The organism is Streptomyces sp. NPDC004752, assembly GCF_053601275.1.
The window spans coordinates 47,922-60,020 of record NZ_JBSGBN010000054.1; the positions used below are offsets into that span (position 1 = coordinate 47,922).

At 66.9% G+C, this 12,099-nt stretch carries 12 protein-coding genes; 4 read left to right on the plus strand and 8 right to left on the minus strand.

What is annotated here, in order from left to right; translation table 11 throughout:
- Positions 1-56: 56 nt before the first annotated feature.
- The 8 genes from ACWEKM_RS22890 to ACWEKM_RS22925 form a co-directional block, all read right to left on the minus strand.
- Positions 57-458 (minus strand): DUF6009 family protein, encoded by a 402-nt coding sequence (locus tag ACWEKM_RS22890; protein WP_451623041.1) that lies wholly within the window; start codon positions 456-458, stop codon positions 57-59.
- Positions 455-1,981, minus strand: a complete 1,527-nt coding sequence (locus ACWEKM_RS22895; RefSeq protein ID WP_451623042.1) for a DNA primase family protein — start codon at positions 1,979-1,981, stop codon at positions 455-457. The genes ACWEKM_RS22890 and ACWEKM_RS22895 overlap by 4 nt, the downstream gene beginning before the upstream one ends.
- Positions 1,978-3,090: a bifunctional DNA primase/polymerase gene (locus ACWEKM_RS22900; RefSeq protein ID WP_451623043.1), complete on the minus strand. Its 1,113-nt coding sequence runs from the start codon at positions 3,088-3,090 to the stop codon at positions 1,978-1,980. Before ACWEKM_RS22900 ends, ACWEKM_RS22895 begins: the two co-directional genes overlap by 4 nt.
- Before the next feature lie 1,473 nt (positions 3,091-4,563).
- Positions 4,564-4,848, minus strand: coding sequence for a hypothetical protein (locus tag ACWEKM_RS22905; RefSeq protein WP_451623044.1), 285 nt, complete (start codon positions 4,846-4,848; stop codon positions 4,564-4,566).
- Between the two features lie 18 nt (positions 4,849-4,866).
- The gene (locus ACWEKM_RS22910) at positions 4,867-5,019 is read right to left on the minus strand and encodes a hypothetical protein (protein WP_451623045.1); all 153 of its coding nucleotides are present in this window, start codon (positions 5,017-5,019) and stop codon (positions 4,867-4,869) included.
- 211 nt (positions 5,020-5,230) lie between these two features.
- Complete coding sequence (locus ACWEKM_RS22915) at positions 5,231-6,655, minus strand: MFS transporter (RefSeq protein ID WP_451623046.1); 1,425 nt, start codon at positions 6,653-6,655, stop codon at positions 5,231-5,233.
- 115 nt (positions 6,656-6,770) lie between these two features.
- On the minus strand, positions 6,771-7,139 hold the full coding sequence (locus tag ACWEKM_RS22920; RefSeq protein ID WP_451623047.1) for a VOC family protein: 369 nt from the start codon (positions 7,137-7,139) through the stop codon (positions 6,771-6,773).
- A 1-nt stretch (position 7,140) separates the two neighbouring features.
- A complete protein-coding gene (locus tag ACWEKM_RS22925; RefSeq protein ID WP_451623048.1) occupies positions 7,141-7,320 on the minus strand; it encodes a CopG family transcriptional regulator in 180 nt (59 codons plus the stop codon).
- Positions 7,321-7,585: 265 nt separating this feature from the next.
- Here ACWEKM_RS22925 and ACWEKM_RS22930 point away from each other — a divergent pair, with 265 nt between their 5' ends.
- From ACWEKM_RS22930 to ACWEKM_RS22945, 4 genes are all read left to right on the plus strand, one after another.
- Positions 7,586-8,389, plus strand: coding sequence for a hypothetical protein (locus ACWEKM_RS22930; protein WP_451623049.1), 804 nt, complete (start codon positions 7,586-7,588; stop codon positions 8,387-8,389).
- A gap of 191 nt (positions 8,390-8,580) precedes the next feature.
- Positions 8,581-9,843 (plus strand): ParA family protein, encoded by a 1,263-nt coding sequence (locus ACWEKM_RS22935; RefSeq protein ID WP_451623050.1) that lies wholly within the window; start codon positions 8,581-8,583, stop codon positions 9,841-9,843.
- Entirely contained in the window at positions 9,840-11,003 is a 1,164-nt protein-coding gene (locus ACWEKM_RS22940) for a ParB/RepB/Spo0J family partition protein (protein ID WP_451623051.1), read from the plus strand. Before ACWEKM_RS22935 ends, ACWEKM_RS22940 begins: the two co-directional genes overlap by 4 nt.
- Positions 11,004-11,683: 680 nt before the next feature.
- Positions 11,684-11,986: a hypothetical protein gene (locus ACWEKM_RS22945; RefSeq protein ID WP_451623052.1), complete on the plus strand. Its 303-nt coding sequence runs from the start codon at positions 11,684-11,686 to the stop codon at positions 11,984-11,986.
- The last annotated feature ends 113 nt before the right edge of the window (positions 11,987-12,099 follow it).

Below are 12,099 nucleotides of genomic sequence, written 5' to 3' on the forward strand. Positions count from 1 at the left end.
TGCCCTGTCCGCGGGCGGGCCTGGCCGGGGAGCCGACCCCCAAGGGCGTACGGCGGTCACAACGGGAGCGTTATACCGAGCTGCTGCATGGCGCTGGAGGGCGGGCCGCCTTCGGAGCGCTCCGTCTTGTAGCCCTTGGTCCGCGGTGCCAGGGTGTGGGGGTCGACCGCCTCGGCGGGGGCACTCTTCGCGTAGAGCCCGTCCGGTTGGCTGTCGCGGTCGTGCGGCAGAAGCCAGAAGACTCGACGGCGGAAGGTTCCCGACTGGCGCGACGGCTTCGCGGTCGGGCCGAGAAGGGCGTAGCCGACCATGCGGCCGTCGCGGTGGTAGGGCGGCTTGCCCTTGCGGGTGGGCAGCCGGTCCAGGCTCTGGCGAACGTAGTCGAGGCTGTCGATGGCCTCCAGCCACACCAGCTCCGTCTCGTGGCTGATCTCGTCCTCGGCGATCAGGGAGCTCATGCCTCGGCGTCCCTTTCCTGGTCGGTGAGCAGTCCGATACCCGGGTAATGCTTGCGCTGGTTGGACAGGATCATCTCCTTGGGCGAAGCCAGTCCCACGAGTTCTCGAGTGCGGGCGGCGAACGCCCTTGAGGACATGATCGGTGCGCCCTCATTCTGACACCACGTCTTGTAGGCCGCGTAGAGGGCCGTCTGCTCTGCTCGGAGATCGGAAACCAGCACGCAGCACTCCTCGTAGAACCGGCCGGTGTGGTCCTCGGTCTCGGCGTAGGCATTGGTGGCGATACGGACGCGTTCGGGACCGGTGAGGTCGCGGTCGCTGGCGAGGTAACGGCGAGAACCGTCGATGAGCCAGCCGAGGATGCCGGGCCCCTCCTCCGTGACGAGGATGTCGGCCAGGTTGTCGATCTTCCGGTGGTCGGGGACGACTCGTTCGAAGGGGATCAGCCGCATGCGGCGCCAGAACGCGAAGCCGCCCGTACCGACCTCCGGCCGGTGGTTGCCCAACAGCCACAGTTTATGCGTGGGTTCAAAGCTGAAGAAGTCCTGCCGCATCCGACGGGCCTTGATCCGGTCACCACCGGTCAGCAGCTTGACCCGGGCCTCGTCAAACTTGTCACCCGGTTTAACCTCCGAGCACACGATCACCCGCCGACCGTGCAACTCAGCCAGGTCCGTCGGATGACCCTCATAAGGCCGCGCCATCAGAAAGCCGGGCGGGGCCGCATCCGCATAGTCCCCCAGCAGCTTCATCAGGACATCCAGCAGAACCGACTTGCCGTTCTTACCGGACCCGAAGAGGAAGGGGAGGATCTGGCCGCCGACGTCACCGGTGACGGAGTACCCGAGCAGCAACTGCAGATAGTCGATCATCTCCCGGCCTTCGGCGTCGTCGCCGAAGGTGTCGGTCAGGAACCTCTCCCACCGTGGGGTGGATACATGCCGCGGCCCGACGGTGGTGGACCGGGAGTGGAAATCCTTGTTCGGGTCGGGGGTCTTGACCAGTCCCGTGCGCAGATCGACGATGCCGTCGGGCGTGCACAGGGCGTACGGATCGGCGTCCAGCAGGACCGCGTTCAGCACCATGCCGGGGGCAGACTTGGCCTGGGCGAGCATGGCGTTGATACCGGTGGTCGACAATGCCCGGCGGCGGTGCTGTTGCAGCGCTGTGGTCGTGAAGACACCGCGCGGATCATGGCCGGAGATGCTCTCCGCAAGGTCCCCGGCCGCCCACAGCACGGTGTCGTCCTCGTCGATCTGCCAGCGGGTGGTGTCCCATCGGTACCAGCCGATACCGGGAACATGCCGGTAGTCATTGGTGTACAGCCGTACAAACAGCTTGGCGTTGCCGCGGTCGGACAGCGTATCCGGCAGCAGCCCGTTCGCGGTCACGCCCTCAGCGGCGACACGGCCGGCGTCGGCCTGTGCGGGCCGCGGCACAGCGGTGGCTCCCTGGGCCCTGATCTGGGCAGCGACGGCTTCGGGGTCGAACTCGAAGAGCGTTTCCGGCCTGGGTGACGTCATGGGCGACTCCCACTGCCGTACAGAGGCCGCTTCAGACCCGCCGTCAAACCGCTGTGCACAATCTGCTCGATACGCCGTTCCTGACCCGGGCGAGCCGCGATCGCCGCGTCCTTGAGAGCCTGCAGAGCCTCGTCCTGGGGCAGGCGGCCGGCCGCAACGAGCCCGCCGAGCGTGTAGGCGGCGCGGTTGAGGGCGTCGGAGAACCCGGCGCCCTCGGTGACCTGCCCGCAGGCCAGCACCGGAGCGAGCACCGCGTCGAGCGTGTGCTGCCCTCGCTCACGTCCGCCGCCCGCCGCCAGAACGGCCTGCCGGGCCCGGGGCGGTACCGGCCTGGGCGCGGGGATGTTCGGTGCGGGCAGATGGCCGGTGCGCTCCAACTCCTGGGCGAGCCAGAGCGGCAGCGCCGCCGGTTCTCGGGCCTCGCCGACAGGCGTGTACGTCCCGTGCTGTGTGGTGGTGCCGGGAGCGATGATGTAGCTGCCGTGCGCGCGGATGTCCACCTGCCAGGCCAGGGCCCGGCCGGGGCTGGAACCTACGGAGGACTGCCAACGGGGTCCGTCCGCCCGGTACCAGATGTGCATGCCGCCCGAGGGGGTGTGGACGCGCAGCGTGGTCTCGTCGTCGGCAGGGCTGGGCCGGCCTCGTAGCGCGGCCAGGACGGCGAGGGTGTGGAAGCCGTTGGCTAGGCCCGTGAGGTCGACATGGTCGGCGATGGGAATGCCGGGCAGGATCCGGTCCCGCGTGGGCGGTTCGGCGGGGTGGGCGTCGACGTCGATGACGACCAGACCCGCCAGGCCGCAGGCCACGCCGATGCCGAACTCCGGGTTGGCTCCCCACCACTGCTGGATGCGGTCCTGATCGAGGGTGGCCGCGTGGAAGCCGTGGCACCAGCGGCCTGCCTGTAGGCAGGGGCAGCCTGTCGGCGGGTGGGGATTTCTGCGGCAGTCAGGGCAGTTCGCGGCCGGGGTCTTGCGACCCTTGGCCAGGGGATGAACGGGCCAGCCTCGGCGGGCGCACCAACGGGCAGTGGCCAGTGACAGCTCAGCGACTGAAGGACCGGTGGCGGCGCGCGTTGAGTCGCTATGAGAAAACCGCAGATCAGCTGGCATCTGCCCTCCCTATCAGCGACCTATCAGCGACCGAAGCGACTCAACGACGGACACAGACTAGCGAATGAGGCTGCCAAGGGCGCGGAGCACATGCCCCCGCAGATGGATCCAGCGACTGAAGGAAGGGGGCAGCGACTCAACGCTCTTCAGTCGCTCTTCAGTCGCTAAGAGAAAACCGCAGGTCACACGAGGTACAACAACCGAAACAGCGACTGAAGCGACTGAAGGCTTCTATATATCACGCACACGCGCACACACTAACTTCTTCATATATGGGGACCTTGAGTCGCTTCAGTCGCTGTCTCCGTAACGACACCGCTCTGACCTGGGCTTTTGCCCTCCCGCTTGGCAGCGACTGAACAGTCGCTGAGTCGCTGAGCTTCAGTCGCTGTGCCTCCAGAGCCGCCGAAAGCCAGCGACCCAAGCGACTGAAGCGACCCAAGCGACCGACCACCGGACAAGACCCCGCCTCGATTCGACCCGCCTGTCCGAACTCCCCCGCCCGGCTGGCGTATCCCCGCCCGCTGGCAGGCGTCTCCTGCTTGGCTTGATTGAAGAAACCATTCTGCCCAGGGAAGCGAGCCAGCATGTTCCCCCCTCCCCCGGTTGCCCGGATCTCGCCGTCCGCCAGGATCGCCGTCTACCCATTCACGCCGTTCGCCATCGGTACGAACAATAGGCATCCGGGCCGGCGTGGCAACCGGCGAGTGCGGTGAGACCGAAGTGGCGGGGACTCTTGTGTCAGTGCGCGGACCCCGAGATCGAGTAGAACTACGTTGATATGTCACGGTGCTGGCGTGGTCGGGTCGTCTTCCCCGAGCTGCGCAACTTCCGGCTGCTGCCCGGGTTGAAGAACATCGGCAGCAGCCGCCTGTACTGTCAAGTGATGCGTGGGTGGGTCACGTTGCTGTCATCCGATCAGTGGTGCTCGGTGAGGCTGTCTGCCAGCGGGAGCGACAGTTCTTCCGCCGCGGGCCATGGCGGAGTCTCAGGGCCCTGGCGCCATGTCAGATGCACCTGGACGAAACGTGCAGGGTCGTCCTCGACGGTGAACAGGACTTCGTCACAGCGACCAACCCTTCCCCGCAGGTCGGACAGGTGTCCATGGCTTCAGCATGTTCCATCGGGCTCCCCTCTTGAGTAGCCAGTAACGATGTTGGTGATCGATAGAAGTGTCGCAGTCGCCGGGATGCGCAGCTGACCCTTGACGACGCCTTCGGCGTGTAGAAGTCGCGGGCGCATGCCATCGGGTGCTGACACTGCTCGAAGAACGTGTAGGTGCGGCGGGCATCACGGCGTGGACGGGTTTGGGTGGCGGGTCGGCGTTGCCGAGCGCGGCTGTCGCCCGGTGGACACCGTGACGATTGCCGCGCCGCGCCCCGGAGAGGAGCTCTGGGCTCTCACGGGCTCGCTGCGAGGCGTCGGTGGTCATGTCCTCCAGGAGCGGGCTGCGATTGATGAGCATGATCTGGACTAGCACGGTGCGGAACTGGCCGAAGGCAAGGCACCGTTCGATGGGTGGTAGCCCCAGCCCTGGAGGGTGGCCGCCACCTGTGCGATCGTCTCTTCGACCGCTTCCTGACCGAAGAACCGCCAGGTCAGCGAGCCAGCGGTGGATCTGCTCCATGCACGGCTGGGCTTGTCGGCCAGGTCCCGGCTTGAGAGGCGGATGTAGGTGAGGGTGGAGTCGGTGTGGCGGTGGCCGGCGAAGGTGGCGATGGCGTGAAGTTCCCAGCCCATCCGGGCCAGGTCGGTCAAGTACAGGTATCTCGCACATCACCAGGTACTCGGCCAGGCCCAGGCCCAGGCGTAGGCGGCGATGGTCCGGGGCGCCCGGCTTAGGTCGCTCCACACCTGCAACCACCCGGCCGCCTGCTCGTGCCTGCCCAGCACCGGCCACTGCTCCTCCAGCACCACCGTGCCCCACATATGGCCACGGCGGCCTCCAGGCCGAGGAGAACTGGAACTTGGCGAACACTGTGCTGTGCTGTGCTGTGCTAGGGCAAGAGGGCGCCCTCCTGGGCCTGGACAGGAGCACGCCGGGACGGCGGATTCTGTGCCACGCTCGCGCAGGGCGGAGGAGGTCGCAGCCCCGGCGGATTCCGCATACGGTCACCCTTGCCACCCACCACCGGATGAGTCAGCGCCGGGCTGTCGTGGTCGGGGTGGCGCCTGCCGGGCGTGTGTTGCCTGCCGGGCGTGTGGCGGCACGGCCGCGGATGGAGGACAGTAGCCCGGCGAGAGCCATGATGCCTGTCATGGCGTAGAAGGCCGCACTCAAACCGTCGGTGAAGGCGGCGGCGTCCCGCCCGTGCAGGCTGGTGGTGCCGACGAAGATGGCGAAGGCCGTGCTGCGAGGGATGGAGTGTGCCGCGATCAGGATCGCTGTGGTGAAGGAGAACACCATCCCGATGCTGGCAGACGTCCTGAGCACGCCAGAAGCGATCCCCAGGCGTTCAGGTGGGGCCGCCTTCATCACCACCGAGCTGTTGGCCGCATAGAAGAAGCCGCCACCGATCATGATGACCGCGTTGCCGATCGCGGGCAGCCAGAGCGAACTGGTCGTGGTCATCTGGGCGAAGATGACGAGCGCAATGACCGAGATGCCCAGCCCGGCGGTCGCCGGAAGCACTGGCCCCAGCCGGTCCGCTACGCGCCCCGCGTACGGGCCCACGGCCGCGCCGAGCACATAGCCCGGGACCATCAGCATGGACGCGGTGATCGGGCTCAGCCCTCGTGGACCCTGCAAATACATGATCACCAGGAAGAGCACCGCGAAGCTTCCCAGGCCCTGCAAGAGTGAGGCCAGCAGTGAGGGCGACACCCTCGGAATGCGGAACAGCGACAGGTCCAGGGTCGGTTCCTTGTGCCGCAGCTCGATGAACACGAACGCCACCAGCAGCACCAGGCCCCCCACCAGATAAGCCAGGTGAGTTGCGTTCAGTGGCACGGCGGCCAGGCCGGTCATGGCCCACAGCACGCCGAACAGTCCCAGCCCCAGGGTGATCATGCCCAGCGGGTCGAATCGTCGGCGAATCCGCTCGCTGCGGTCTTGCAGTACTCGGGCGGCCAGGACCAGCGCGGCCAGGCCGATCGGCAGGTTGATCCAGAAGATCCAGCGCCAGGAGACGTAGGTCACGATGACGCCGCCGAGCAGCACTCCGAGCACGGAGCCCAGCGAGAAGCCGAGGGCGTTGAAGCCGTAGGCGCGGCCGCGTTCCTCGGGCGGATAGAGCTCGGAGATGATCGCGCCGCTGTTGGCGGCGATCAGCGCGGCGCCGAGCCCCTGGACAACGCGGAATCCGATGATGGCCGGCGCGTTCCAGGCCAGCGCGCACAGCACCGAACCGAGCACGAAGATGATGAATCCCGCCTCGTACATGCGCACCCGGCCGAACATGTCGCCGAGCCGGCCCAGCTGAGTGGCCAGCACGGTGACGACCAGGAGGTAGCTCACGACCACCCAAGTGACCGAGGCCAGCGAGATGTTCAGGTCCTCCTGGATGGCGGGCAGTGCAAGGACCACGATCGTGCTGTCTACCGCCGAGATGAGCACGCCGATCATCACTACGAGCATGCCGAGCCCGCGCCGTGGCGGCATGGACGCCTCCGAGACGTGGCCCGGCACCGACGCATTACTCACCATCGCTGCCCCCGAGCGCTTCGGTGAGGTCGGCCCGTCACTCATGCGCTTCCTCCTCCCCCTGCTGGTTCTTGGGGGCCTGAAGGCTCCACAGTCGGCCGTCCGGGTCGCGCACCGTCATCAACCGGGTCCCGAAGTGCGTGTCCTCGAACGGAGCGACCACCTCGACGGCAGGGTCAGGGCGAAACGCGTCCGCGTCGGCCACCTTCAGTACCAACTGGATCTGTGGCTGCCGATCTGCGGGCACCTCGGCGATGAACAGCGAGGGACCGTCGCCATTGCGGAGCTGGCCGGAGCTGTGGTCCGTCTCGAATTCCAGCTCATAGCCCAGCGCCTGGAAGAACCGCGCTGCCTTGCCCCAGTTGTGGGTCTCCATGAACACGGCCTCGATACCTTCGGTCGTCATCTCAGACCTCTTCCTCATCCGATCGCTCTTGTGCTTCCTGCGTGTCGTCGAGGTAGGCACGCAGCGCTTCGGCAACCAGTGCCGACAGCGACAGCTCCTTCTCGATGGCACGGTGCTTGACCTGCTTGATCAGTCCGATCGGCAGGTACACGTTGAACTGCTTCACAACCTCGTCTCCCACGGCAAGCATGCTAGCAAACTAAATCACTAGATCGCCGGGGCCGTCTCAAGGTTCGTGAGGGCGGCCACACCATCGATGTGCATGCCCTGATCGCGGGCGGCGTCAGCGCCGACCACACGAGCCGGAGCGGACGGGTGATTACGTCGTAATCACCCGGCGTCGGCAGCCCGCGAGCAGGTGGTTTCCCGGGTGCGCTGCCCTGCCGGGAGTGCATTGCGGCGATTCACAGAATGTGAATCACGCCTCTCCAGGCACACTGTTCCGCATGGCCCGTCGCACCCGTAAGTCCACCTTGCCTACAACGCCGCTGGTCAAGCAGTCTCTGCGGATCGGCGCGATGGACGCGGCAGCCGTCATCGGCGAGCTGCGCCAGCTCCATGAGGATGCGGAAGACCCCAGCGTTGAACGTATGCCGGCAGACGACGAGATCTACAGCGCCCTGCTGTTTGCCGAGAAGCATGCCGGGGCGCTGCGCAGACTGCCGCCCGAGCGGCAGAAGGCGGCCGCCCTCTGGGAGTATCTGGGTGAGCGCGCCGAGGTTCACCAGGCCCGAGCCGTGGCGGATGCGCGCGGCACGGGTGCCGAGTGGGCGGAGCTGGCTCCCCTGCTCGCCGTGAAGGCGCCAAGTGCCGCGTACAACAAGGCCAAGCGACTGCGGGCGGCGGCCCTTGCCGATGAGGCGCCATGCGACGCCGAGCCGCTACGCCGCACCCCCGAGGCCGTCATCGCGGCCGAGAACCGGATCGCCCGTCAGAAGCAAGCCGAGCAACGAGCCCAGGACGCGGTCAGGCGGCGCCACCATGTTCTGGTTCCGGTGGCGCAGCGGCTTCTGGACCACCGTGACGGACTGGTCCTGGATGAGGATGTCGAGTACTGGCTGGACGAGGTGGCCGAGGTGCTGCCCAACTGCACCACTGCGACTCAGATGATGAGCCTCAGCCGCTATCTGAGTGCCGTGGTTCGCGCGTTGAGCAAACGGGAGCAGCGCACCGCCCTGCCGGTCACGACCACGGATGAGGCCCGCCTCGCGCTCGCCGCCGCGGTGGCCTTTCTGGCGGAGCAGATGTGATGGCCCGTCAATCCCTCGTGGCCGCGGCCGCGGCGACAGCTGGCGTGACACGCACGTGGGGGTAACGGGCGGGGTGATTACGCCGTAATCACTCCCCCGATACCGTGGAGGAGCGACTGGTTGGTCATGCTCTATCCATAACTAACGTGTCGATCCTTCTAAGGATCATCGACGTTAGTATGGTGTCCAGTATGAGCTCACCAGTAACCAACGACCGAGAAAAGGTCGTCAGCAAGCTGCCCGGATGGCTCCGGCAGAATCTGAAGATCCGAGCCGCCCAGCATGGCGTCGAGATCCAGGCCGCGGTCGAACAGGGCATCAGGGACTGGTGCAACCTGGCCTCTGCCACCACGGCCGTTGACACCTCCGGCGCCGACTCCTTCTCCACCTTTCTGCCCCCGGGGCAGTGGGAGGACTTCCGGCAGATCGCCACCGATCGACGGGTCTCCCTCATCCAGGGACTCGCCCAGTCCGTCCAGTTGTGGCTCGACAGCAACCCCGCGCCCGACATCTCCCGCCCCGAGATCACGCGCCGTATCGTCGTATGCAATCAGAAGGGTGGGGTCGGCAAGACGGCCATCACCGCCGGTCTCGGAGAAGCGCTCGCCGAGGATCCCAACTCACTCCACCCTGTACGCGTCGCCAAGGCCCTGGCCCAAGCAGTGCGGCAGAGCGACTCACAGAATGACGAATCGGCGCAGGACGAGAACCCGCTCGACATCGAGAATCTGCCGGGCCCCGGCCAGCGTGTGCTCCTCGTCGACTTCGACCCGCAGTGCCACCTCACCAATCAACTGGGTGCCACTCCCCTGCCCATGGACGGCGACAGCCTCACCAATCACATGGCGGGCGACCCCAAGGGAGATCTTCGTGACCTCATCATCTCGGTCGATGAGGAGGCGTTCAGCGGCAGGCTCCACCTTCTCCCGGCCTGCCATGACGCCTTTCTTCTCGATGTACGCCTTTCGGCGGTGCGGGCGCGCGAAGCCGGACTTGAGCGGGCTCTTGCGCCCCTCGAAGGTGATTACGACGTAATCATCGTCGACTGTCCGCCCAGCCTCGGCCTCAGCATGGACGCAGCGGCCTACTACGGTCGTCGGCGCGAGAGCGAACGGCCCGGCAATTCGGGCGCGCTGATCGTCGTCCAGGCCGAGGACAGCTCCGCGGACGCCTATGACCTGCTCACCACGCAGATTGACGACCTGCGCGGTGACCTTCAGGTCGACATCGACTATCTCGGCATTGTCGTCAACCTCTACGACTCCCGCCGCGGCTACATCGCGACCTCGTCCCTTCAGGGATGGGTGGACATAAAGGATCCCCGGGTCGTCGGGCTCATCGGCGACCTCAAGGAACAAAAGGAAGCCGTCCGAGTGAAACAGCCTCTGCTGTCATACGCCCCCAAGTCGCAACAGTCGATCGGTATGCGCGCCCTGGCCAGGGAGGTGCTGTGAGCAAGGCCGACCAGCTGGGTTCCGGCCGATTCGGCGGGGGAGTGCGCTCCGTCAGCGCGCGCCGCCAGGCCGTGGCCGCGGCCACCGGTGTCCCCACCGAGGGTGTCGCACCGCCAACGGAACTGCCTCCGAACCGCATCAGCCTCAACCCGGACAACCCGCGTTCCGCGCTCGGAGACCTCACCGATCTCGCGGGCAGCCTGAAGACCCATGGTCAGAAGCAGGCCATCACGGTCATGAACCGCGATGCCTATGCCAAGGCCAACCCCGACCGGGAAGCCGACATCGAGCCGGACACCGTGTATGTCGTCATCGACGGCAGCAGCCGCCTCGCCGCCGCCCGTGAGGCCGGTCTTGCCGCGGTCAAGGTGATGGTCAGCGATGAGCAGGGCGCCACCTCCGAGGAACTCCTCGAATCTGCCCTCGTCGCCAATATCCACCGCCAGGACCTCGAAGAGCTGGACGAGGCTCGTGCCCTGCAACGTCTGCTGGCCATCCATGGCAGTCAGCGCGCGCTGGCCAAGCGGCTGCATCGCTCCCAGGGGTGGGTATCGCAGAGGCTGGCCCTGCTCAGTCTCACCCCTGAGCTTCAGGCACGTATCCATGAGGAACCCATTGAGCTGCTGCGTGCGGTCGGAAACCGGCCGCACGAGGAGCAGGCTGTGGCGCTGGAGGAACTCAAGGTCGAACGAGCCCGCAAGGAAGCGGAGAAGGCGGCCTCCAAGGCCCCGGCCTTCACCGCGCCGACTGCGCCTGTGCCTGTGCCTCCGGCTCCCAAGGCCCAAGGCTTCACCGCGCCGGCTGAGCCGCCGACTGCGCCGGCAGCTCCCGCTGAGCCTGAACCGGGTGACCAGCCGAGTGATTACGCCGTAATCACCAAGGGCGAGTCCCCGGCAGCGTCGGCTGACGAGGCGCCGAGCCCGCAGCAGGAAGCGGCCTCCCGTACAGACACGGTGCCCGAGCCGCGCGGTGACGCCCAGCACGCCTCCGCACAGCGCCCTGCGGGCAACCCGCCCAAACTCCCTTACGACGACGGCACCTTCATTGCCATGCATCTCATCAAGAGGATGGGGGACACGGAGTTCGACAAGATGCTGCACATCCTCAACGAACACCAACGCAAGAGGGACGCTGAGGTCAGCGGCAGCGTCAGAAAGTGAAGGCTCGGGGGAGTCCCCGACCGAACCACCCGATCCCGCCCCCGCTGCACGGGACGCCGAGGCTGCGGCGGGGGAGTGGAGCACGTTCCCTTCGCTTTGATTCCATGACGACCGTCACTCTCGCCCACAGCGACCGAAGCGACTGAAGCGACTGTCGTTCGGACAGAGTCAGCCATCCGCGCAGCCGCACCGCCCGCTGGGAGCCGCCGATCCTGCCGAGGCCGGTCCGTACCGGCTGGAGGCGGTGCTGGGCGAGGGCGGGATGGGCCGCGTCCATCTGGGGCGCACACCGGCCGGTAGCGCTGTGGCGGTCCGGAACAAGCCGCGTTCCACCGCGTTGCGTTCCTTGTACAGCTCCGTGTCAGAGGACGGGCCGTCCGCCGTTTCACCCACGCTTCCATCGACCGGAACCACGTACGACTTGCTGCCCCAACTGCCGCCCGGGGACCGGCTGTACGTCAATCCGTCCAGCCCCGCGGGTGAGGGGATCGCGTACCGCACGACGTTCACCGTTTCGATGTTTGGATGCAACCAGGCGTGGTCCAAAGTTAGTTGGGAAAGCTGAGGCATTGTTGGCCAGCGGAGTTGGCTGTGACCGGTGAGGCTGGGATGAGGGGCGGCGGGTCGGGAGAAGGCGTACGGGTGCGTGAAGTGCGTACGCCGCCGCCGGAGGAGGTCGGATGAGCCGCTGGAACGGCCGTCGGACCCGGCGCTGTGCCGCCGCCGCAGCGTCCCGATGCGTGGTGGACCAGATCCCGGCCGACCTGCTGATCCGCCCCGCTGAGTCGGCCGTACCCCAGCCCGGTGACCTGTGCCACGCGATACCGGTGGACTCCAGGTTGGTGTCCCCTGTCCTGGAGGACGCCGATGAAACCGCGCTCGCGCGGCTGGACCATGCCCTGACCGGCCGTATGGCCCCCGGCGCGGGCGACTGGCCCGACCGGTGTGCCGGACCCGTCGGCGACACGGGCGAGGGCCACTGACGAGAGCGCACGGCCAGCCCCCCACTCATCGACAAGGAGCAGTGTTCATGCCCCGTCAGCACGAACCCCCGGCCGGCGAGACGACGTCCTCCGTCAGCGTCCGCCGTGCGGTT